General features: G+C 72.7%; 20 protein-coding genes and 3 pseudogenes. 16 read left to right on the forward strand and 7 right to left on the reverse strand.

Translation table 11 applies throughout. The annotated features are described in order from the left end of the window. Nucleotides 1-236: 236 nt before the first annotated feature. Nucleotides 237-870 (reverse strand): annotated as a pseudogene (locus ABZ396_RS36695) (amidohydrolase); the annotation flags it as partial. Nucleotides 871-1,141: 271 nt separating this feature from the next. Here ABZ396_RS36695 and ABZ396_RS36700 point away from each other — a divergent pair. From ABZ396_RS36700 to ABZ396_RS36740, 9 genes are all read left to right on the forward strand, one after another. Further along, a complete protein-coding gene (locus ABZ396_RS36700; RefSeq protein ID WP_358923884.1) occupies nucleotides 1,142-2,458 on the forward strand; it encodes an MSMEG_0569 family flavin-dependent oxidoreductase in 1,317 nt (438 codons plus the stop codon). A 19-nt stretch (nucleotides 2,459-2,477) separates the two neighbouring features. Beyond that, the gene (locus ABZ396_RS36705; RefSeq protein WP_358923885.1) at nucleotides 2,478-3,293 is read left to right on the forward strand and encodes an amidohydrolase family protein; all 816 of its coding nucleotides are present in this window, start codon (nucleotides 2,478-2,480) and stop codon (nucleotides 3,291-3,293) included. A 39-nt stretch (nucleotides 3,294-3,332) separates the two neighbouring features. Continuing rightward, nucleotides 3,333-3,857: an MSMEG_0572/Sll0783 family nitrogen starvation response protein gene (locus ABZ396_RS36710; protein WP_358923887.1), complete on the forward strand. Its 525-nt coding sequence runs from the start codon at nucleotides 3,333-3,335 to the stop codon at nucleotides 3,855-3,857. A gap of 8 nt (nucleotides 3,858-3,865) precedes the next feature. Beyond that, entirely contained in the window at nucleotides 3,866-4,948 is a 1,083-nt protein-coding gene (locus tag ABZ396_RS36715; RefSeq protein ID WP_358923889.1) for an MSMEG_0568 family radical SAM protein, read from the forward strand. Continuing rightward, nucleotides 4,945-6,417, forward strand: a complete 1,473-nt coding sequence (locus ABZ396_RS36720) for an MSMEG_0567/sll0787 family protein (RefSeq protein ID WP_359186800.1) — start codon at nucleotides 4,945-4,947, stop codon at nucleotides 6,415-6,417. The genes ABZ396_RS36715 and ABZ396_RS36720 overlap by 4 nt, the downstream gene beginning before the upstream one ends. Then, complete coding sequence (locus tag ABZ396_RS36725) at nucleotides 6,414-7,265, forward strand: carbon-nitrogen hydrolase family protein (protein WP_358927070.1); 852 nt, start codon at nucleotides 6,414-6,416, stop codon at nucleotides 7,263-7,265. Before ABZ396_RS36720 ends, ABZ396_RS36725 begins: the two co-directional genes overlap by 4 nt. Beyond that, complete coding sequence (locus ABZ396_RS36730) at nucleotides 7,262-8,098, forward strand: carbon-nitrogen hydrolase family protein (RefSeq protein WP_358927069.1); 837 nt, start codon at nucleotides 7,262-7,264, stop codon at nucleotides 8,096-8,098. Before ABZ396_RS36725 ends, ABZ396_RS36730 begins: the two co-directional genes overlap by 4 nt. Beyond that, a complete protein-coding gene (locus tag ABZ396_RS36735; protein WP_359186803.1) occupies nucleotides 8,095-9,192 on the forward strand; it encodes an MSMEG_0565 family glycosyltransferase in 1,098 nt (365 codons plus the stop codon). Before ABZ396_RS36730 ends, ABZ396_RS36735 begins: the two co-directional genes overlap by 4 nt. 162 nt (nucleotides 9,193-9,354) lie before the next feature. Next, nucleotides 9,355-9,792, forward strand: coding sequence for a Rieske (2Fe-2S) protein (locus ABZ396_RS36740; protein ID WP_358922899.1), 438 nt, complete (start codon nucleotides 9,355-9,357; stop codon nucleotides 9,790-9,792). 8 nt (nucleotides 9,793-9,800) lie between these two features. Here ABZ396_RS36740 and ABZ396_RS36745 read toward each other — a convergent pair whose 3' ends face one another. Then, complete coding sequence (locus ABZ396_RS36745) at nucleotides 9,801-10,445, reverse strand: isochorismatase family protein (protein WP_358922897.1); 645 nt, start codon at nucleotides 10,443-10,445, stop codon at nucleotides 9,801-9,803. A gap of 76 nt (nucleotides 10,446-10,521) precedes the next feature. On the opposite strand from ABZ396_RS36745, the gene ABZ396_RS36750 reads away from it, so the two are divergent. Together ABZ396_RS36750 and ABZ396_RS36755 are read left to right on the forward strand one after the other, a co-directional pair. Beyond that, entirely contained in the window at nucleotides 10,522-10,986 is a 465-nt protein-coding gene (locus tag ABZ396_RS36750) for a pyridoxamine 5'-phosphate oxidase family protein (protein ID WP_358922895.1), read from the forward strand. 93 nt (nucleotides 10,987-11,079) lie between these two features. After that, nucleotides 11,080-11,277 (forward strand): annotated as a pseudogene (locus ABZ396_RS36755) (ArsR family transcriptional regulator); the annotation flags it as partial. Nucleotides 11,278-11,308: 31 nt separating this feature from the next. On the opposite strand, the gene ABZ396_RS36760 reads toward ABZ396_RS36755, so the two are convergent. After that, nucleotides 11,309-12,211: a LysR family transcriptional regulator gene (locus ABZ396_RS36760; RefSeq protein WP_358922893.1), complete on the reverse strand. Its 903-nt coding sequence runs from the start codon at nucleotides 12,209-12,211 to the stop codon at nucleotides 11,309-11,311. A gap of 74 nt (nucleotides 12,212-12,285) precedes the next feature. On the opposite strand from ABZ396_RS36760, the gene ABZ396_RS36765 reads away from it, so the two are divergent. After that, the gene (locus tag ABZ396_RS36765; protein WP_358922891.1) at nucleotides 12,286-13,236 is read left to right on the forward strand and encodes a DMT family transporter; all 951 of its coding nucleotides are present in this window, start codon (nucleotides 12,286-12,288) and stop codon (nucleotides 13,234-13,236) included. Here ABZ396_RS36765 and ABZ396_RS36770 read toward each other — a convergent pair. Next, nucleotides 13,233-14,567, reverse strand: a complete 1,335-nt coding sequence (locus ABZ396_RS36770) for an aminotransferase class I/II-fold pyridoxal phosphate-dependent enzyme (protein ID WP_358922889.1) — start codon at nucleotides 14,565-14,567, stop codon at nucleotides 13,233-13,235. The genes ABZ396_RS36765 and ABZ396_RS36770 overlap by 4 nt on opposite strands. Before the next feature lie 57 nt (nucleotides 14,568-14,624). On the opposite strand from ABZ396_RS36770, the gene ABZ396_RS36775 reads away from it, so the two are divergent. After that, entirely contained in the window at nucleotides 14,625-15,302 is a 678-nt protein-coding gene (locus ABZ396_RS36775) for a pyridoxamine 5'-phosphate oxidase family protein (protein ID WP_358922907.1), read from the forward strand. A gap of 120 nt (nucleotides 15,303-15,422) precedes the next feature. On the opposite strand, the gene ABZ396_RS36780 is transcribed toward ABZ396_RS36775, so the two are convergent. Together ABZ396_RS36780 and ABZ396_RS36785 are read right to left on the reverse strand one after the other, a co-directional pair. Next, nucleotides 15,423-16,400: an EamA family transporter gene (locus tag ABZ396_RS36780; RefSeq protein ID WP_358922887.1), complete on the reverse strand. Its 978-nt coding sequence runs from the start codon at nucleotides 16,398-16,400 to the stop codon at nucleotides 15,423-15,425. A 46-nt stretch (nucleotides 16,401-16,446) separates the two neighbouring features. Further along, entirely contained in the window at nucleotides 16,447-17,022 is a 576-nt protein-coding gene (locus tag ABZ396_RS36785; protein WP_358922886.1) for a Clp protease N-terminal domain-containing protein, read from the reverse strand. Nucleotides 17,023-17,218: 196 nt separating this feature from the next. Between ABZ396_RS36785 and ABZ396_RS36790 the strand changes: the two genes are divergently transcribed. Both ABZ396_RS36790 and ABZ396_RS36795 read left to right on the forward strand, forming a co-directional pair. Further along, on the forward strand, nucleotides 17,219-17,413 hold the full coding sequence (locus tag ABZ396_RS36790) for a hypothetical protein (RefSeq protein ID WP_358922884.1): 195 nt from the start codon (nucleotides 17,219-17,221) through the stop codon (nucleotides 17,411-17,413). Nucleotides 17,414-17,467: 54 nt separating this feature from the next. Further along, a pseudogene (locus ABZ396_RS36795) lies at nucleotides 17,468-17,899 on the forward strand (SRPBCC family protein). Nucleotides 17,900-17,980: 81 nt separating this feature from the next. Here ABZ396_RS36795 and ABZ396_RS36800 read toward each other — a convergent pair. Continuing rightward, nucleotides 17,981-18,589 carry a PadR family transcriptional regulator gene (locus ABZ396_RS36800; protein WP_358922882.1) on the reverse strand — a complete coding sequence of 203 codons (609 nt, stop codon included), beginning with the start codon at nucleotides 18,587-18,589 and terminating at the stop codon, nucleotides 17,981-17,983. Between the two features lie 158 nt (nucleotides 18,590-18,747). On the opposite strand from ABZ396_RS36800, the gene argG reads away from it, so the two are divergent. Then, nucleotides 18,748-20,196, forward strand: coding sequence for an argininosuccinate synthase (argG, locus tag ABZ396_RS36805; RefSeq protein ID WP_358922905.1), 1,449 nt, complete (start codon nucleotides 18,748-18,750; stop codon nucleotides 20,194-20,196). Nucleotides 20,197-20,347: the final 151 nt, after the last annotated feature.

Consider the following 20,347-nt stretch of genomic DNA (forward strand, 5'->3'; position numbering starts at 1 on the left):
GTGCGGGGCGGGGCAACCCGGCCTGCCCCGTGGTCCGCTGACCGGTCGCCGTGCTTCCCCTAGCGTTGCCGCGTGAGCCTGTGGACCTCCCTCGATGCCAGCCGGGCGCCGCAACCGCGGCCCCGCGTTGAGGCTCCGCATCAGATGATGGATCCGCATAGCTGGAGCCCCGCTGTGTAGCTCGCGGGCGTCTTGTCGTAGCGCGTGGCCAGACCCCGCCATGCGCCGGCGGCACCGGTGATGCGGGAGGGCTGCTGGTCGGTGCCGTACACGGTGTTCACGGCGCGCATCCGCTGGATGGCGTGCAGCGCCCGCATCTGCGTGAACATGCGCTGGCGAGTGCGACTTCGACGTCGATGCTCAGACCGGGACGGATACCGACGGACAGCGCCTCGTCGACGGCGGGGATCGCGGTCTCCAGGCCGATCTGGGCGTCGGAGGTGGGGGCGAGCGCCACGGTGGTGCCGGTCTCCCCCATGGCCTTCCACGCCTCGGAGGTGAGTGCGGTGGAGTGGATGAGGGTGACGTAGGGGCTGAGGATGCCGTCCTTGGCCCAGCGCAGCACGGCCTCGGATCCGGGCGCGCCGAACACCGCGTCCACGCTCACTCCGACGCCCACGTGGCTTCGCGGCGCGGGCGAGTTGGAGGCCGTAGGCGAGTGCGGGTCCGGCGTTCTCGTCGGTGGCCAGGGCCGCCAGGCGCAGGGTCAGCAGCTGGTCGTCGCTGCTGAAGTACTGGTCCTTGATTCAGGTCGGATCACCGGGCCACTGCCGCCCAGTCGCCGAAGTGCGGGCCCATGGAGGCGTGTACGCCCGGGATACCCGTGTCGATCAGCGCCTCGATCGCGGCGTCGGAGTGCTCGCGGCCCCGGCCGCCCCCTCGCTTTTGCCTCTGAGGCAACCCATCGTGCCGGATCCCGCACTCAGCGTGAGGATCACGTAACTCCGCTTTATTCCGGATGACTCGGTTCGGAAACGGTCGGTGGATGGAGTGGGTCACGCAAGCAGCGGCGAGGTGTCCCGACCTCGGCGCCTCGTATGGAGGATGTCATGCCCGAGATCTGCTTCAGCGTACGCCTGCCCGACGGCCCGGCTGTCGGAGTGACGCTCGACAACCCGCAGGGCTCGACCGGGAGCGCCCGATGACCCCGGCACCGCGGCCGGCCGGGGAACACCTCCCCGTGGCGGTGGTCGGCGGTGGTCAGGCCGGTCTGTCGGTCAGTTACTGCCTGAACGAGCGCGGTGTCGAGCACGTCGTGTTCGAGGCGAACCGGGTCGGGCACGAGTGGCGATCGCGCCGCTGGGACTCCTTCTGCCTGGTGACGCCCAACTGGCAGTGCCGACTGCCCGGTTACCCCTACCGAGGGGGCGACCCGGACGGGTTCATGGTGCGCGAGGAGATCGTGCGCTACCTGGAGGACTACGTCGCCTTCTTCCAGCCGCCGCTGGTGGAGGGCGTGTCCGTCACCCGGATCCGCCGGGCGCCCAGCGGGGTCTTCGAACTCACCACGACGGACGGCGACTTCACCGCCGACCAGGTGGTCGTGGCGACCGGCCCCTACCACCGGCCGAGGATCCCACGGGCCGCCGAGCGCCTGCCCTCCGGTGTCCGGCAGCTGCACTCCTCCGCCTACCGCAGCCCGGACCGGCTGCCCGCAGGGGCGGTGCTGGTGGTGGGCACGGGACAGTCCGGCTGCCAGATCGCCGAGGACCTCCACCTCGCGGGCCGGCAGGTGCACCTGGCGGTGGGCAGTGCGCCGAGGGTGGCGCGCTTCTACCGGGGCCGGGACTGTGTGGCCTGGCTGCACGAGATGGGCCACTACGCCAGGGCCGTCGACGAGTTCGACGACGTCGGCGCGGTGCGCATGCGGGTCAACCACTATGTCACCGGCCGCGACGGCGGCCGTGACATCGACCTGCGGGCCTTCGCCCGGGACGGGATGCGGCTGTACGGCCGCCTCACCGCGGTGAACGGTCCGGCCCTGGAGTTCGGCGACGACCTCAAGGCCAACCTCGACCACGCGGACGCGGTCGCCGAGTCCATCAAGGACGCCATCGACGCCCATATCAGCGCCCACGGGATCGACGCCCCGCACGAGCCCCGCTACACCCCGGTCTGGGAACCGGACGGGGGGACGGGCGACCTGGACCTCACCGCGGCCGGAATCACCTGTGTCGTCTGGGCGACCGGCTTCGCCCGCGACCACCGGTGGATCGAGATCCCCGCGTTCGACGGGCGCGGCTACCCGATGCACTGGCGCGGTGTCACCAGCGTCCCGGGCCTGTACTTCCTGGGCCTGCCCTGGCAGCACACCTGGGGGTCCGGCCGCTTCGAGGCGGTGGGCCGGGACGCCGAGTTCATAGCCGGCCACATCGACGCGGGGCGCCGGCTCGCCGATGTCTGCGGCACCCTCACCGGCGCCCCCACCCGGGTCGCGGCCGCCGTCCCCGTGGGCTGAGAAGGAGGCACACACCGCCATGGTCCACGACGCCCACCGCCACATCGGGGTGCTGCCCGCCTATCCCTTCTACGGCGGCCCGCCCGTCAACCCCGACACCACCGCCCGCGCCACCATCGCACAGCTCATCGCCGATCTGGACGCCGAGGGCACCGAACGCGCCCTGGTCATTCCCAACTACGGCGTCCCGGACCCCGCCGTCGCCTTCTCGTTCAACGAACTGACCGTCGAGGCCGCCCAGTCCGACGACCGGATCCGGGCCGGACTGTGGGTCTCCCCACGCCCCGAGGACGAGCAACGCACGCTCGAAGCACTCAAACTGGCCGGCGAACCGGGCGTGAAGGCGCTCAAGCTCAGCTTCCTGCTGGGCGGCCGGGCCACGGACCCGGCCTGCCGCCCGCTGCTCGACCGTATCTTCGCCGAGGCCGCCCGGCACGGCCTGGTCGTCCATGTCCACACCTCTCCCGGGGCGGCCTCCGACATCGACGAGGTCGGCCATCTCGTCGACCGGTACGCCGACCAAGTGGCCCTGCATCTCGTGCACTTCGGCGGCGGGATGAGCGGCCACATCAAGCTCGCCGGCTCCCGGTTCTTCGACTGGATCACCGCCGGCAAGCGCGTCTACACCGACCTCTCCTGGGCGATCGGCTTCCTGCCGTACTGGCTGGCCCGGGAGATCGAGCACCGCGGTATCGGCCACGACCGTGTGCTCTTCGCCAGCGACCAGCCCTGGGGCGACTTCACCGGCGAGTACGCCCGGATGACCGCCGCGACCGGCGGCGGCGAACTGGCCGGCCTCGTCTTCCGCGACACCTTCGCCGCCCTCTACGACTGACCCCCTCCCCCAACCTCCGCCTCGCACAAGGAGAACACCATGACCGAGACCGCCGCCCAGCTCAGCGACGTCGAGCAGAAGTCCCTCGACGAGATCCCGCACCCCTCTCTGCCCGAGGGCTCCAGCATCTACGGCTCCACCAAGGTCTTCCCCGACTACCAGGCCGAGAACGGCGAGACCTACTTCACCCTCGTGCACGGCATCGCCCACGAGTCGTCGGTCTCCTTCGTCGCCGTCCTGCAGGCCACCCGCGCCCTGCGCAAGGGCTTCGAGACCGCGATCTACTTCTACGGCCCCGGCTCCCTCAACTGCCTGGCCACCCGCGGCTTCCCGACGACCGGCAACTCCGCCTTCCCCGGCGAGCACAACATCAACAACCAGCTGAAGACGCTCATCGCCGAGGGCGGCAAGGTCTACTGCTGCCGCTTCGGCCTGTCGCTGCACGGCGCCCGCGAGGAGGACCTCATCGACGGCGTCATCCCGACCCATCCGCTGGACGTCCAGGACGCGCTGATCCACTACGCGCGCAAGGGCGCCATCATCAACTCGACCTACCAGCTGTAGGGGGCGCCATGAGCACCGGCACCGGTACGACGGTGGATGTGCGGATCATGACCCGCGCCGAACTCGCCCTGCACGGGGTGGCGTTGGACGCCCCCGTGCGACGGCCGGACGGCGCGGGACCCAGCGACGACGGACACCTCCTCGTCGACGGTGCCGGTGCCGCACTCCCCCGCAACCCCGACAGTCCCTACCGGGTGCGCGACGGCCGGGTCTGGCTCGGCGACGAGGACACCGGCCTCACCCTCACCGCCGTACACCGCCCCCGGTTCTACGACCTGACCACCGCCGACGGCATCCCGTACGAGCACATCGCCCGGCTGCACGGCGCGGACGTGCTCGCCACCACGGTCGTGCAGACGTGTATCCGCTACGCCGAGGCGGATCGCTGCCGCTTCTGCACCATCGAGGAGTCCCTGCGCTCCGGGGCCACGGTGGCCGCCAAGACCCCGGCGCAGCTCGCCGAGGTCGCGGAGGCGGCCGTACGGCTCGACGGGGTGCGGCAGATGGTGATGACGACCGGCACGACCACCGGACCGGACCGCGGTGCCCGCAACCTCGTACGGTCCGTCCGCGCGGTGCTGCGGGCGGTGCCGGACCTGCCGGTCCAGGTGCAGTGCGAGCCGCCCGCCGACCTCGCCTGGATCCGTGCCCTGTACGACGCGGGGGCGACGGCGATCGGCATCCATGTCGAGTCCCTGGACGACGCGGTGCGCCGCCGCTGGATGCCGGGCAAGTCGGCGGTCCCGCTGGCCGAGTACCGGGCCGCGTGGGACGAGGCGGTGCGGGTCTTCGGGCCGAACCGAGTCTCCACGTACCTGCTCGTCGGCCTCGGCGAGGACCCCGACGAACTGGTCGCGGGAGCAGAGGAGTTGATCGCCCGCGGGGTGTATCCGTTCGTCGTCCCCTTCCGGCCCATGCGCGGCACCCTCGCCGCCGGGGACGGCGTCGGCGCGCCGAGCGCGGAGGTGCTGCGGTATGTCACCGAGGGTGTCGCCGCCGCTCTGCGCGCGGCCGGGATGAGCGGTGCCGACCAGCGGGCCGGCTGCGCGGCCTGCGGGGCGTGCAGTGTGCTCAAGGCGGCGGGCGGGTGACCGGCGTGTATCTCGACGACGTGGCGGCACCGGCGACGGGCGAGCGGCAGACGGACATCCTGGCGCTGCTCGGCGACCGCAGCACTCTCGCGCGCCGCGCCGGCTTCCTGATCGAGGAGGCTCAGGGCGCGGCGGAGGTGGCCGCCTACCGGCGGCTGCGCCGGGACGTGTTCGTCCATGAGCAGGGGCTGTTCACCGGCGATGACCTGGACGAGCGGGATGCCGACCCCCGTACGGTGGTCCTGGTCGCCAGAGGGCAGGGCGGTGAGGTGGTCGGCGGTGTGCGGCTGGGGCCGGTCGCCGACGGGGCCGACATCGGCTGGTGGGCCGGCGGCCGGCTGGTCGTCGCGCCGCGTGCCCGCGGCGCGCACGGTGTCGGCGCGGCGCTGGTGCGCGCTGCCTGCGCCCGCGCGGAGGCGGCGGGCGCGCTGCGGTTCGACGCGACCGTGCAGCGCCGCAACGAGGTGCTCTTCCGGCGGCTGGGCTGGCGGTCCGTGCGCCCGGTCACGGTGGCCGGTGCCCCGCATGTGCTGATGCGATGGCCGACCGGCCGTATCGCGGCCCACGCGGCCGCGACCAAGGCCGCCCTCGGTCCGCTCCTCGCCGGCCTGCGCGGCCGGCCGGCCGGTACGGCACTGCCCGCCCTCGGCGGCGCCGGATTCGTCGGCGACGACGGGGCGCCGGTGCCCGGCACCGACGTGATCGCCGCATGCGACGCGATCGTGCCGTCCATGGTCGAGCGCGACCCCGACTGGGCGGGCTGGTGCGCGGTCCTCGTCAACATCAACGACCTCACGGCCATGGGCGCCGCACCGCTCGGGCTGCTGGACGCGGTGGGCGCGGCCGACGCCGGGCACGCCGCGCGGGTGCTGGCCGGACTGGCGCGGGCGGCCGCGGCGTACGGCGTGCCGGTGCTCGGCGGCCACACCCAGCTGGGTGTCCCGGCCGCCCTGTCGGTGACCGCCCTCGGCCGCGCGGAACACCCCGTACCGGGCGGCGGCGGGCGCCCCGGGCACGCCGTACGGCTGACGGCGGACCTCGGTGGCGGCTGGCGGCCCGGCTACGGGGGCCGTCAGTGGGACTCGACGAGCCACCGCCGTACGGACGAACTGCGCGCCATGGCGGGGGCGGTGGCCGCGGCGCGGCCCGCCGCCGCCAAGGACGTGTCGATGGCCGGGATCGCCGGCACCCTCGGCATGCTCGCCGAGGCGAGCGGCTGCCGGGCCGTGCTCGACGTGGCCGCCGTACCGCGCCCGCCCGCCGCCACCGCCGGGGACTGGCTGACCTGCTTCCCCGGCTACGCGATGCTCACCGCGGCCCCGCCCGGCGCCCCCGCGCCGCCCGCGGGCCCGGCGGCGAACGCCGTGTGCGGTGAGCTGACCGAGGGCCGGGGCGTCGGGCTGCGCTGGCCCGACGGAGACATCACCGAAGCGGTCACCGCCACCGTGACCGGGATGGGAGCAGCATGAGCACGCTGCGCATGGCGGCCGTGGCCGCCGAGTTCGGCCGCGACCTCGAAGAGGACTTCGCGATCGCCGAACGGCTGATCAAGGAGGCGCGGGAGCAGGGCGTAAGGCTGCTCGCGCTGCCGGAGGCGTGCCTGGGCGGGTATCTGCTCGGCCTGGACGACCCCACCGCGCTCGACCAGGGCCCGCCCGCCCTCGCCCTCGACGGCCCCGAGATCCGCCGACTGGCCGCGTTGGCAGGGGAGATGACGGTGGTCGCCGGGTACTGCGAGGCCGCCGGGGACACCCGCTACAACAGCGTGGTGTGCGTCACCGGCGACGGGGTCCTCGGCAACCACCGCAAGGTCCACCAGCCGCTGAGCGAGGACGCCAGCTACTCCTCCGGCGACCGCTTCCACGCCTTCGACACCCCGGTCGGCCGGATCGGGATGATGATCTGCTACGACAAGGCGTTCCCGGAGTCCGCCCGCGCGCTGGCGCTGGACGGGGCCCAGATCGGGGTGTGTGTGTCGGCGTGGCCGGGAGCGCGCACCAGCCCGTCCGCCGATCTCGAACAGGACCGCTGGAAGCGCCGCTTCGACCTGTTCGACCGGGCGCGTGCCCTGGAGAACCAGATCGTGTGGCTGTCGGCCAACCAGTCGGGCACCTTCGGGTCGCTACGCTTCGTCGGCAGTGCCAAGGTCGTGGACCCCGGCGGCGATATCCTCGCCGGCACGGGTGTGCCGGCCGGCATCGCCGTCGCCGAACTCGACGTCGTCCGGGCCCTGGAGACCGCCCGCCGGTCGATGGGGCATCTGCGAGACCGGCGGCCCGAGACCTACGACCTGTCACCGGGAGCAGTCACCGTATGACCATCATCAGGATCGCGGCCGCGGCCGCCCACTTCGGCCGCGACCTGGAGTTCGACCTGGCCCGTATCGGCAAGCTGATCGACGACGCGCGGGCCGCCGGAGCCGGGCTGCTGGTGCTGCCGGACGCCGCGCTCGGCGGCTATCTCGCCGATCTGCGCCACCCCGATCCGGAGGCGCTGCCCCCGGCCCTCAAGCCCGACGACCCGCTGATCCTCCAGGTCGGGCGGCTGGCCGCCGAGATGGTGGTGTGCGTCGGCTACTGCGAGGACGGCGGGACAGAGCGCCACAACGCGGCCGTCTGTGTGAGCGGCGACGGGATCCTCGGCCACCACCGCAAGGTCCACCTGCCGGCCGGCGAGACCGCCGCCTACACCCCCGGCGACCGCTTCGACGCCTTCGACACCCCAGTCGGCCGGATCGGCATGCTCATCGACTACGACAAGACGTTCCCGGAGTCGGCGCGTTCGCTGGCCCTGGACGGCGCCGAGGTCCTCGCCTGTCTCTCCGCCTGGCCGACCAGCATCACCAACCGCGCCCCGCGGATGACCCAGGACCGCCAGGCCAAGCTGTTCGACCTGTACGACCAGGCGCGCGCCGCCGAGAACCAGGTGGTCCTGGCCTCCTCCAACCAGACCGGCGCCCTGGGCGGTATGCGCTTCCTCGGCCAGGCCAAGGTCGTCAGTCCCGGCGGTGACATTCTCGCCCGTACCTGGTCCAAGGCGGGGCTGGCGGTGGCCGAACTCGACGTGGCCGCCGAGATCGAGCGGGCCCGCCGGGTCCTGCGCCACCTCGGCGAACGCCGTCCCGCCGCCTATCGGGAGATCCCCTCGTGAAGATCGCCCTGCTGACCTACTCCACCAAGCCGCGCGGCGGGGTGGTGCACACCCTCGCCCTCGCCGAGGCCCTGGCGGCGCTGGGCGAGGACGTCACGGTGTGGACGCTGGGCCGGGGCGGCGACCCGGGCTTCTTCCGGCCCGTGTCCCCGGCGGTGCGGGTGCGGCTGGTGCCGTTCGCCGACGGGCCCGCCGGTGAGACGGTCGGGGAGCGGGTCCTGCGGTCCATCGCCACGCTCCGCGAGGCCTTCGACCCGGCCCCCTACGACATCGTCCACGCGCAGGACTGCATCAGCGCCAACGCGGCCGGCCGGTGCGTCCGTACGGTCCACCACATCGACCGCTTCACCACGCCGGAGCTGGCCGCCTGCCACGAGCGGGCCGTCGTCGAGCCGTACGCGCACATCTGTGTGTCGGCGGCCGTCGCCGGCGAACTCGCCGACGGGTGGGGCATCGGGGCCACCGTCGTCCCGAACGGTGTGGCGTACGACCGGTTCGCCACCACCGACCCCGCGGCGAGGGCGGCTTGGCGTGCCCGGCTGGGCCGCTATGTGCTCACCGTCGGCGGCATCGAGCCCCGCAAGGGTTCGCTGGACCTGCTGGAGGCGTACGCCCTTCTGCGCGCCGATCACCCCGACGTACGGCTGGTGATCGCGGGCGGCGAGACGCTCTTCGACTACCGTGACTACCGCGCCCGCTGGGAGGAACGCGCCGACGAACTGGGCCTCGACCCGGTCGTGCTCGGAGCCGTGCCCGACGACGAACTCCCGTCCCTGGTGGCCGCCGCCGCGGCCTTCGCCTTCCCGTCCCGCAAGGAGGGCTTCGGACTGGCCGCGATGGAGGCCCTGGCCGCCGGGGTGCCGTTGGTGGTCCGCGAGCTGCCCGTCCTGCGTGAGGTGTTCGGGCCGGCCGCCCGCTTCGCCGGCACGCCCCGGGAGCTGGCCGGCGAACTCGGCCACGCCCTGACGGCCGACGACCCGGGCCGCCGGGCCGCCGGGCACGCGCTCGCCGCCCGCCACACCTGGCGCACCGCGGCCCGCCGGCACCTCGACGTCTACCGCTCCCTCAAGACGGCACGGGCCGCCTCGGCCTGAATCCTTCGCCGGCCGCGGAGGCCGACAGTGAACCGACAGCGCTGTTTTACCGGGGGCTCATGTTCGAGGTGGTGACTATGGGGAGGCCGTCTGAACAGGTGGTGCCCGAAGACCGTACCCCTGGACGGATCAACGAGAAGCTCCGCGGAAGGGACCCCTCACATGACCAGCGCACCGCTCAACCCCTCAGCCGGACCGGCCCGTCGTACGATCATGGCGGCGGCCGGAGCGGCGGGGCTCACCGCAGCGCTGACCGCCTGCGGGTCGTCGAACGACTCGTCGAGCTCGACGACCACGAACAACGCGGGCGGCGGCACCGCGCTCGCCAAGACCTCGGACATCCCCGAGGGCGGCGGCACGATCTTCAAGGACCAGGCCGTGGTCGTCACCCAGCCGACGTCCGGTACCTACAAGGCGTTCGCGACCAAGTGCCCGCACGCCGGCTGCCCGGTGACCAGTGTGGCCAACGGGGCGATCGTCTGCCCCTGCCACGGCAGCCAGTTCTCCATAGCGGACGGCAGTGTGAAGCACGGCCCGGCGACGACGGGTCTGACGGCCGCGAACATCACGGTCTCCGGCGACCAGATCACCCTGGCCTGACCATCGGCTCAGGCCCGCCGTCGCGGGTTGTCGAGGCAGCCGAGCACCTCGTCCGTGGTCGCGACCGTGGCGACCGATGCGAGGGTGTTGCGGACCACCGCGGGGGTGTACTCGGCGGGCGCTCCCGCGATGGCGTCGGCCGGGACGACGGCCGTGTAGCCCCGGTTGACCTCGTCGGACACCGCATTGGGGACGGCCACGTTGGCCGAGACCCCGGTGACGACCAGGGTGAGGCAGCCGAGGTTGCGCAGCAGCGCGTCGACGTCGGTCCCCTGGATCGGCGACAGGCCGTGCAGTCGCCGTACGACCAGGTCCTCCTCCGAGACCTGGACGGGGGGCGCGACGCGGACCGCCGAGGTGCCGGAGAGCTGCTGCACGGGCTGCCGCTCGGCGGCGCGGAACAGACGCGCGTTGCGGTTGGCGCCCCGTCCGTCGGGGCGGTGTTCGGCGATCGCGTGGATCACCTGGACGCCGGTGTCGTGCGCGGCGGCGACGAGGCGGGCGATGCCGCCGAGGGCGCCCGCCACCCGGGCCTCGTGGGCGAGTTCGGGCAGCGCGCTGTGCGGCCCCACCACGCCCTGCTGGCACTCGACGGTGAGCAGGACGGTATTCACGGGGTCGGTGAGCTCCGCGAGCCGTTCGTACCACGGCATGTGACGCACCCTTCCGCCTTGGGGGGGCGGGTGAGACCAACCACCATTGCGCGGGAACGGAAGTAGAGGGGGCCGCATGACCGTCACTCAGCGCCGGGGCCGCAAGATCATGATGACGCCCGGTGAGCTGGACGAGTTCCTCACCACGCAGCGCACCTGCCGGGTCGCGACCGTGTCGGCGTCCGGCGCCCCGCATGTGAGCGCCCTGTGGTTCGCGTGGGACGGCAGGTCATTGTGGCTGTACTCGGTGGTGCGCAGCCAGCGCTGGAAGGACCTGACCCGCGATCCGCGGGTGGCGGTCGTCGTCGACTCCGGTGAGGAGTACGACCAGTTGCGCGGCGTGGAGCTGAGAGGGACGGTCGAGTTCGTGGGCGAGGTGCCGCGCACCGGTGAGCTGTACGCCGAGCTCGACTACGTCGAGACGCTGTTCGCCCGCAAGAACTTCGGCCTGGACGAGATGCCGCACGACGGCCGGCACGCCTGGGCCCGGCTGTCCCCGGCCAAGATCGCCTCTTGGGACTTCCGCAAGCTGGGGAGCTGAGGAGCATCGAGGGCGATCGGGCCGCGCGCGGCAAGCGTGGTGATGACCGCTGGGGAGACGGCGAGGCACACGGCTGCGGCTGCTGCGCACGCCGCCCGTGGCCCGCACACCACCCGAGAGCCGGCGCACGCCTGGGAACTCTCGCCGCCCGGGGTCTCCCGTCACCTCGCCGTCCTGCGCCGCGCGCGCCTGCTCACGGCCCGGCGCCACGGCCGTTACGTCCGCTACAGCCTCAGCCTGCCCGATCTGACGGCACTGGGCAGCGATGTGCTGGCGGCCGTGCTGCGCTGAGCGGCCACGGGGCGGGACGGGCCGGGGCGGTTCAGGAAATCGCCTCGGCCGCGCCCCGCAGGGCCTCTACCGCCGCCCGGATCGAGGGGCGGCGGTCGGCGTCGGCCCGCCAGACGACGTACACATGGCGGCGCGTCCGCTGCTTCAACGGCACCATGAGGACGCCCTCCGGCACCGGGTGGCGGCCCAGCAGCGGGGCGATGCAGACCCCCAGTCCGGCGGCCACCAGGTTGAGTTGAGTGTGGGTCTCGGCGGCGCGGTGGCCGATGACCGGTTCGATGCCGCGGGAGCGCAGCGTGAACATCAGCCACTCGTGGCAGAACTCGCCCTCGCCCCAGGTGATCCACTCGTCCTCGGCGAACTCCCCCAGGTCCACCTCGTCCCGTCCGGCCATCCGGTGCGCGACCGGCAGGGCAACATCGGCGGGGTCGTCCAGCAGCGGCGCCTTGACCAGCCCGTCGGGCAGGGGCATCGGCTTGTTGTACCAGTCCAGGACGACGGCGAGGTCGAGGTCGCCGCGTACGACCCCGGCGACGCCGTTCTCCGGTTCCAGTTCGCTGGAGCGCACGCGCAGCGCCGGGTGCTGGGCACGCAGGGCGGCCAGCGCGATCGGGAACAGGCCGCGGGCCGCCGTCGGGAACGCCGCCACTCTGAGCTCGCCGACGACCTGACCGCGGTGCGCCTCCAGGTCGGACTGGGCCAGCTCCACCTGGGAGAGGATCCGGGCCGCGTGCTCGGCGAGCAGCCGGCCGGCGTCGGTGAGCCGCACACCCCGGCCGTTCTTGGCGAGGAGCTGCTGGTCCACCTCCCGTTCCAGCTTGCCCATCTGCTGCGACACCGCCGAGGTGGTGACATGCAGGGCCTCGGCGGCCCCGCTCACCGAGCCGTGCCGGGCGAGGGCGTCGAGGGTGCGCAGGCGCTCCAGGTTCAACATGTAAGCGATTCTAAGAGGTACTGCGAGGGAAATCTCGATTGTGCTACGCCGTCGGCTCCAGCAGGGTGGACGGCATGAGCACCGTGACCACCACCGCGTCCGGCCGGCCGACGCTTGACGCCACCCCCTCTGGCCCCCGCCTCGACTGGCGACTCCGGTTCGGCTTCCTGTCGCTGATCTGGGGCTTCAGCTTTCTGTTGATCAAGGTCGGCACGGACGGGTACGCACCCTTCCAGGTCACGCTGGGCAGGCTGGTCTTCGGTACGGCGGTACTGGCGGCGGCGCTGGTGGTGAAGCGGGAGCGGCTGCCGCGCGGGGCGCGTACGTGGGCGCGTCTGGCGGTCGCCGCGCTTCTGCTCAACGCCCTGCCGTTCTCTCTGTTCGCCTATTCGGAGCTGACGATTCCGTCCACGCTGGCCGGTATCTGCAACGCGACCTCACCGCTGTGGGGGATGGCGTTGTCGCTGGTGGCCCTCTCCGAGGATCGGCCGACTCGGGTGCGGGTGGCCGGACTCGGACTCGGATTCCTGGGGGTGCTGACCGTGCTGGGAGCCTGGGAGGGGTTCCACGGACTGGACGTCACCGGGACGGTGCTGGCGCTGCTGGCCTCGTTGAGCTATCCGATCGGGTGGATCTACGTCCGGCGGACGCTGGCGGGGACCGGCCACTCGCATCTGTCCATGACGGGGGCACAGTTGCTGCTGGCGACGGTCCAACTGGCCGTGGTGACACCGTTGTTCACCTCGGTTCCGGCGCACTTCGCGGCGGTGCCGTTGCTGGCCGTCGCGGCGCTGGGGGCGTTGGGGACGGGGCTGGCGGTGCTGATCCAGTACGGGCTGGTCGCGGAGGTCGGGCCGACCACCGCCCAGATGGTCACGTACTTCATTCCGGTCATCGCCACGGCGGCGGGGGTCGCGGTGCTGGGTGAGTCGTTGCGGTGGAGTACGCCGGCCGGGGCGGTCGTCGTGCTGGCCGGGGCCGCGCTGACGCAGGTGCGGCGGCGCCCGCAGCCGGTCACCCCCTAGGCCTGGATCCGGCCCGTTGCCGGACCCACCGCTGCGGCCACCGCCGCTGCCAGCGGGGCGGCCTCCCGCGGGGTCAGGGTCGAGACGGTGATGCGGATTCCCGGCGGGGCGGCCAGGCGGTACCGCGCCCCCGGGGACACCGCCCACCCCTCGTGCAGCAGGCGGGACACCGCGCCCGTCTCGTCCGGGACCGGGACCCAGACGTTCATACCGCTGCGGCCGTGGGCCTCGATGCCGTGGTCCGCGAGCGCGTCGATCAGCAGCTCGCGGCGGGCCCGGTAGGCCGCCGCCACCTCCGGGCCGCGCACCGCGCCGTCCTTCCGCATCCGGACCACCGTCCGCTGCAGCAGACGGCTCACCCAGCCCGGCCCCAGCCGCTGCCGGCCCCGCACCCGGTCGACCGTGACCTCGTCGCCGGTCAGGACGGCCAGCCGCAGGTCCGGGCCGTAGGCCTTGGCGACCGAGCGGACGAAGGCCCAGTGCCGGGTGACGCCCACGAGGGGGTGCAGGGGGAGATCGACGATGCCGTGCCCGTGGTCGTCCTCGATCAGCACGGTGTGCGGGTGGTCGCGCAGCACGGCGCGCAGCGCACGCGCGCGTGCGCCGCACACCGCGGCCCCGGTGGGGTTGTGCGCCCGGGCGGTGACGATCAGGGCGCGCGCCCCGGCCTCCAGCGCCCGGCGCAGGCTGTCGGCCCGCGGCCCGTCGTCGTCGACGGCCACCGGGACGGTGCGCAGCCCCAGCGCGGGGATGAGATCGAGGGTGCGGCCCCATCCGGGGTCCTCTACGGCGACCGGGTCGCCCGGCTTGAGGTGCGCCAGCAGGACCCGTTCGACGGCGTCGAGGGAGCCGGAGGTGACGGTGAACGGCCCGTCGGGCACGCCGTCGGCGGTGAGCTCGGCGCGCGAGATCCGCTCCAGCTCCGGCTCGACGGGGTCGGCGCCGTAGAGGACCGGGGGGCGGTCGGCCTCGTCGGCCGCCAGGGCCGCCAGGGCCGGCGCGAGGGCCGGGAGCAGCGCGGGGTCGGGGTTGCCGGAGGACAGGTCGCGCACGCCGGCCGGGACATCGACGCGGATCTGATCACGGCCGGTGGTGGCCGGCTTGGACCGGATACGGCTGCCTCGCCGGCCGGCGGTCTCGATGACTCCGCGCTCACGCAGGGTGCGGTACGCGGCCGCGACCGTATTGGGATTCACCCCGAGCCGGGTCGCCAACTCCCTCATCGGCGGCAGCAGTTGGCCCGGCTCCAGCTCGCCCGCACCCACCGCGCGCTCGACGCTGGCCGCAATCTCCGCTGCGCCCCGGCCTTCGATCGGATATTCTCCTAGCACAAAGCAGATTATGCACTAGTGCAATGGAGTCGCGCAATGGAGACCGCCGAGCCGGCCGTGCAGGGCACCGTACCGACGCAGCCCGCCGCCTACACCCCGACCGACCGCACCGTCCCGACGCGCGCCGCGCAGAAGGCGTCGTACGACAAGGAAGTGGTGCACTCGATCCTCGACGAGGGGTACGTCTGCCACCTCGGCTTCGTGCGCGAGGGCACGCCGGTGGTGCTGCCGACGCTGTTCGCCCGGGTCGGCGAGGTGCTCTACGTGCACGGCTCGACGGGCTCGCGACCCCTGCGGATGACCGGCCAGGCCGACCCCGGGCTCCCGGTGTGTGTGACGGTCACCCATGTCGACGGCCTGGTGCTGGCCCGCTCCGCCTTCCACCACTCGGTCAACTACCGCTCGGTCGTGGTGCACGGCGTCGCCCACCAGGTCACCGACCCCGAGGAGAAGCGCCTAGCGCTGGCCGCCCTGGTCGACCACGTGGTGCCGGGCCGCTCCGCCGACTCCCGCCCGGCCGACCGGAAGGAACTGGCCGCGACGGCGGTGATCCGCCTGGAGCTGGACGAGGTCTCGGCCAAGACCCGCACGGGCGGCGCCAACGACGAGCCCGAGGACATGGACCTCCCGTACTGGGCGGGCGTGCTGCCGCTGCGGAAGGGTTACGACACGCCTATCGCCAACGGGGACCTGGCGGCGGACGTCCCGGTGCCGTCGTACCTCAAGCGCGTCTGACGCACGACTCCGCCAAGGGCTGACGCGCCCCTTCGGGGACGCGGGGCCGTAGCGAGACGCGGTCGCCGCCGTGTGGGCGCGGCCGGCCACGGCACATTCGCGCGCGCGTGGGCGGCCCGGTCACCGCGCGGACGTCGAGGCGACCCTCTCCCCCACCGCGCTCCGGCCCACCACCGACTCCTTCGCCGGAGTCGAGGACTGCGCGATGAACGCGCCCAGCAGCACAACGGCCCCGCCCAGGACCTGCGCCGCCGCCAGCCGCTCCCCCAGCAGCACCCAGGCCAGAACGGTCGCCACGACCGCCTCGAGACAGGCCACCACCCCCGCGACCTGCGGGGACAGCCGCCGTACCGACAGCACACCGGCGATGTAGGCGACGACCGTCGCGAGGAGCACGATCCACAGCAGCAGGGCGACCGCCGGCACTGTCGTCCCGTTCATCCGCGCGGAACCGGCCAGCACCGACCAGTCCATCCCCCACGGCCGCGCCACGATCGTCAGCACCCCGGCCCCCACCAACAGCCCGTACGCGATGACCCCCAGGGGATCCACCCCGTCTCCCCCACCGTGATCGGCGAGCACGAAGTAGCCCACCTGACAGCATGCCGCCCCCAGCGCCAGCACCAGCCCCAGCGCGTCGAAACTCAGCCCCGACCACACCTCCACGACGCACGCGAGGCCGCCGGCCGCGAGGACGACACCGAGTGCGGCGGCGCGGGTGACCGGCCGGCGCTGCACGAAGCGGACCCAGCCGAGCACCAGCGCGGGGGCGAGGTACTCCACCAGCAGCGCCACCCCCACCGGTATGCGGGAGATCGCGGCGAAGTAGCAGGCCTGGACACCCGCGACGGCGAGCAGGCCGAACCCGACGAGCAGCGCGGGCCTGCGGCGCGGCAGGTCACGGTGGCGGACGGCGAGCGGCAGCATCACCAGGGCGGCGCCCGCCACCCGCAGCCACACCACGTGCAGCGGGTCGAGCCCGGCCTCGATCAGCGGCTTGGCCGCGACGCCGGAGCCGCCGAAGGCGAGCGCCGATCCGAGGGCGAGGGAGAGCCCGAGGCCCCTTCCATGGCTGCTGTCAGTGATGCGCACCGGCACATGATGACAGGGGGCGACATGAGCGTCACCCCCTTTGACCCCTGTCTCAGCGGCTGGACGTGCGGCTCTCCGCCCCGGTGTCCCACGCTCCGCCGTCCCCGTCGATCCGCACGGCCAGCGCGGAGGCGGCCACTCCGGCCCGCTGCAGCACCTCCACGGCCCGGGACTCCGGGTCCACGACCAGGCCCGCCAGCAGATCGGTGCCGTCGGCATGGTCCGCGGCGCGGCCCCCGGCGCGGCAGCGGGCGTACTCCAGGGCGGCCGCGGCCACCGGCGACCAGGCGCCGTCTCCCTTTGCCCCGGCCTGCGGGACGGCGGGCAGCGCGCCGGAGTCCTCGACCCCGCCCTGCCAGCGCAGCCCGTAGCCGATGCTGCGCTGAACCAGATAGCCGAGCAGACGGGCGAGCTGCGGGGCGTCGCCGATGACGGCGCGGACCTCGGCGTCGTACTCGATCAGCGAGTGCAGCAGATGGGCGGTGTCGACCTGGCGGTCCCCGTCCCGCACCGCCCTCCGGCGGGCACCGGCGACCACCGCTGCCAGCTCGGCACCGAGCCCGGCATCGTCGTCCGCGTGGATGCCGCCCTGGTCCTGGACGGACTGGCGGGGAATACGGGGTTGCACACCCCTACCTCATCAACCGCAAGCGCTTGAGTCATCGCCGAGGGGAAGCATCTTCGCGTCCCACGGAGAGTGGACGGCGACGGCTGGAATCTCCTCCTTGCGGATGAGATCAGGCCGATTCCCCCACAGGGGCGCGCGCCGTCTTGCGGCGCGCCCTGTGCGCAACCGTCACACACCGGTCGTACGTCCCTCGTCGATGTGGAGAGCGGGTGCGGTTGCTGGCTGGTCGCGCCCTGCGGTCGACGGCAGGCAGTACGTGTACCGGGTGTACGCGCCTGAGGACGCGCCGCTCGCGGACCTGTTCTGGGACGCGTGGCATGGTCACGACGAGTGCGCGTTGCCGCGGGCGTGGGACCTGTTCGACGCTGCGGAGATACGGCGGGTGGGCTGAGGCTCCGGGCGGGGCCGGGGATCCGCTCATTTCCTGACGGTTCATCAGTATTGAATGTTCGAGGTCGCGCGGCTACGTTCCGCGACACCGTAGCCCGACACGAAGGGGTGGTCACAGCTCACCGACTGGCCGGCGTACGGGGAGCGGAACGCGACCCACACCAGCTTCCCGAAGGGCGGCCCCGCGAGCCTGGCGGTGGGCGGGACCTTCCAGGAGAACATGAAGCTGATGGGTTTCCCGGCGGAGGTCGAGTGGACCATCGAGGAACTGGAGCCGGCACGGGTGCCGGCGATCCGCGGCAAGGGCCCGATGGCGGTGACCGTCGCGACGCGCTACACGCTGACCCCGGACGGGGACGCGACGGGGGTGCGGATCGACGGCGAGTTCACGGGCGCGGCCGTGTCACTGATGGCGGGCAAGCTCAAGGGCTCGGCGACAGCCGCCCTGAACGAGTCACTGCGCAAGCCGGCCGGGCTGGTGACCTGATGCCGCCACCACCCCGCGGACACGGCACGGCGCCCCGCGGATCACTCCGCGGGGCGCCCTGTTCCCCCGTGGGTACGAGGGTCAGTCCTCATCGGCGAGGATGAGGTAGAGCTTCTTACGGGTCTCGTTGACGACGGCCAGCGCCTTGTCGCGCTGTTCCTTGGTGCCGGTCTTCCAGACCTGCCCGAAGGCCTCCATCAGGCCGAAACCGGCCTGCCGGATCTCACCGAGGGCCTCGAAGTCGACCCCTCGGGAAGCCTCTTCCCAGGGGGCGTCCGGGCCCTCGCCGGCGGCCGTGCGACCGCTGTCGGTGAGGGAGAACAGCTTCTTGCCGCCCTCGCTCTCGCTGGCGATCAGGCCCTCGTCCTCCAGCAGTTGGAGGGTGGGGTAGACCGAGCCGGGGCTGGGCTTCCACGCACCGCCGCTGCGCTCGGCGATCTCCTGGATCATCTCGTAGCCGTGCATCGGGCGGTCCTTCAGCAGGGCCAGGATCGAGGCCCGTACGTCACCGCGCCGTGCCCTCCCCCTGGGACCACCGCGCCCTCGCGGCCCCCAGTGTCCAGGTCCGAAGCCGGGCCCGCCGGGACCGAAGCCCGGGCCACCCGGGCCGAAGGGCCCGAACGCCGCACGGCGACCCTGACCCTGTCCATATCCCTGTCCATGTCCGCGCTCGTGTCCGTGGGAACGCATCGCAATCACTCCATTCCATCGTTGATCTGTCGCGTATCGTTCACGATGCGTCAACGATATATCGGAAGTATTCGGATGACAACCCTCTCCGGCGACCTGTTCAGCCATGAACCTGGGACGACGTTGCATGACCATGCGGCATCATGCATACTCTTCCTATGTCCAAGGTCCTCACCTCCCTTCCCGCCGGCGAGCGCGTCGGCATCGCCTTCTCCGGCGGCCTCGACACCTCGGTCGCGGTCGCGTGGATGCGCGACAAGGGCGCCGTTCCGTGCACCTACACCGCCGACATCGGCCAGTACGACGAGCCCGACATCGCCTCGGTGCCCGGCCGCGCGAAGACCTACGGTGCCGAGATCGCGCGCCTGGTCGACTGCCGGGCCGCGCTGGTCGAGGAGGGCCTGGCAGCGCTGACCTGCGGCGCGTTCCACATCCGCTCGGGCGGGCGGGCGTACTTCAACACGACCCCGCTCGGCCGTGCCGTCACCGGCACGCTGCTGGTGCGGGCCATGCTTGAGGACGACGTCCAGATCTGGGGCGACGGCTCGACCTTCAAGGGCAACGACATCGAGCGGTTCTACCGGTACGGCCTGCTCGCCAACCCCCACCTGCGGATCTACAAGCCCTGGCTGGACGCGGACTTCGTGACCGAACTCGGCGGCCGCAAGGAGATGTCCGAGTGGCTGCTCGCGCACGGGCTGCCGTACCGGGACAGCACCGAGAAGGCGTACTCCACGGACGCCAACATCTGGGGCGCCACGCACGAGGCGAAGACCCTGGAGCACCTGGACAACGGCATCGAGACCGTCGACCCGATCATGGGCGTGCGGTTCTGGGACCCCGAGGTCGAGATCCTCCCCGAGGACGTGACGATCGGCTTCGACCAGGGCCGGCCGGTGACCGTCAACGGCAAGGAGTTCGGGACCGCCGTCGAACTGGTCATGGAGGCCAACGCGATCGGCGGCCGGCACGGGCTCGGCATGTCCGACCAGATCGAGAACCGGATCATCGAGGCCAAGAGCCGCGGGATCTACGAGGCGCCGGGCATGGCACTGCTGCACGCCGCGTACGAGCGGCTGGTCAACGCGATCCACAACGAGGACACGGTCGCCCAGTACCACAACGAGGGGCGGCGGCTCGGCCGGCTGATGTACGAGGGCCGCTGGCTGGACCCGCAGGCCCTGATGGTCCGCGAGTCGCTGCAGCGGTGGGTCGGCGCGGCCGTCACCGGTGAGGTGACGCTGCGGCTGCGGCGCGGCGAGGACTACTCGATCCTCGACACCACGGGCCCGGCATTCAGCTACCACCCCGACAAGCTGTCGATGGAGCGCACCGAGGACGCGGCGTTCGGTCCGGTGGACCGGATCGGCCAGCTCACCATGCGCAACCTCGACATCGCCGACTCCCGCGCGAAGCTGGAGCAGTACGCGGGCCTCGGCCTGATCGGCTCCGCCAACCCGGCGATCGGCGCGGCGCAGGCCGCGGCGACGGGCCTGATCGGCAGCATGCCGGAGGGCGGCGCCGAGGCGATCGCGTCCCGTGGGGAGGCCGCGCCGGACGCCGACGAGCTGCTGGACCGGGCGGCGATGGAACTCGGCACGGACTGAGCGTGCCGCTCAGAAGGCCGACCCGACACCACCGGGTCGGCCCTTTCGCGTTGCCGGTGGCACCGGGTCACGGCGCCGTGGCAGCCGACTGGCGGGTGCGGGGCCGCCGTCACACGCCCTTTCCTCCGGCGGTGCCGAGATCAGGGATCGG

Origin of the sequence: Streptomyces sp. NPDC005866 (genome assembly GCF_040629895.1) — a bacterium.
GTDB lineage: Bacteria > Actinomycetota > Actinomycetes > Streptomycetales > Streptomycetaceae > Streptomyces.

What these genes read in the sequence shown, in the direction of transcription:
- ABZ396_RS36700 (WP_358923884.1), top strand. Translation starts at nt 1,142, where the DNA reads ATGACCCCGGCACCGCGGCCGGCCGGGGAACACCTCCCCGTGGCGGTG.
- ABZ396_RS36705 (WP_358923885.1), top strand. Translation starts at nt 2,478, where the DNA reads ATGGTCCACGACGCCCACCGCCACATCGGGGTGCTGCCCGCCTATCCC.
- ABZ396_RS36710 (WP_358923887.1), top strand. Translation starts at nt 3,333, where the DNA reads ATGACCGAGACCGCCGCCCAGCTCAGCGACGTCGAGCAGAAGTCCCTC.
- ABZ396_RS36715 (WP_358923889.1), top strand. Translation starts at nt 3,866, where the DNA reads ATGAGCACCGGCACCGGTACGACGGTGGATGTGCGGATCATGACCCGC.
- ABZ396_RS36725 (WP_358927070.1), top strand. Translation starts at nt 6,414, where the DNA reads ATGAGCACGCTGCGCATGGCGGCCGTGGCCGCCGAGTTCGGCCGCGAC.
- ABZ396_RS36730 (WP_358927069.1), top strand. Translation starts at nt 7,262, where the DNA reads ATGACCATCATCAGGATCGCGGCCGCGGCCGCCCACTTCGGCCGCGAC.
- ABZ396_RS36740 (WP_358922899.1), top strand. Translation starts at nt 9,355, where the DNA reads ATGACCAGCGCACCGCTCAACCCCTCAGCCGGACCGGCCCGTCGTACG.
- ABZ396_RS36745 (WP_358922897.1), bottom strand. Translation starts at nt 10,445, where the DNA reads ATGCCGTGGTACGAACGGCTCGCGGAGCTCACCGACCCCGTGAATACC.
- ABZ396_RS36750 (WP_358922895.1), top strand. Translation starts at nt 10,522, where the DNA reads ATGACCGTCACTCAGCGCCGGGGCCGCAAGATCATGATGACGCCCGGT.
- ABZ396_RS36760 (WP_358922893.1), bottom strand. Translation starts at nt 12,211, where the DNA reads ATGTTGAACCTGGAGCGCCTGCGCACCCTCGACGCCCTCGCCCGGCAC.
- ABZ396_RS36765 (WP_358922891.1), top strand. Translation starts at nt 12,286, where the DNA reads ATGAGCACCGTGACCACCACCGCGTCCGGCCGGCCGACGCTTGACGCC.
- ABZ396_RS36790 (WP_358922884.1), top strand. Translation starts at nt 17,219, where the DNA reads ATGTGGAGAGCGGGTGCGGTTGCTGGCTGGTCGCGCCCTGCGGTCGAC.
- ABZ396_RS36800 (WP_358922882.1), bottom strand. Translation starts at nt 18,589, where the DNA reads ATGCGTTCCCACGGACACGAGCGCGGACATGGACAGGGATATGGACAG.
- argG (WP_358922905.1), top strand. Translation starts at nt 18,748, where the DNA reads ATGTCCAAGGTCCTCACCTCCCTTCCCGCCGGCGAGCGCGTCGGCATC.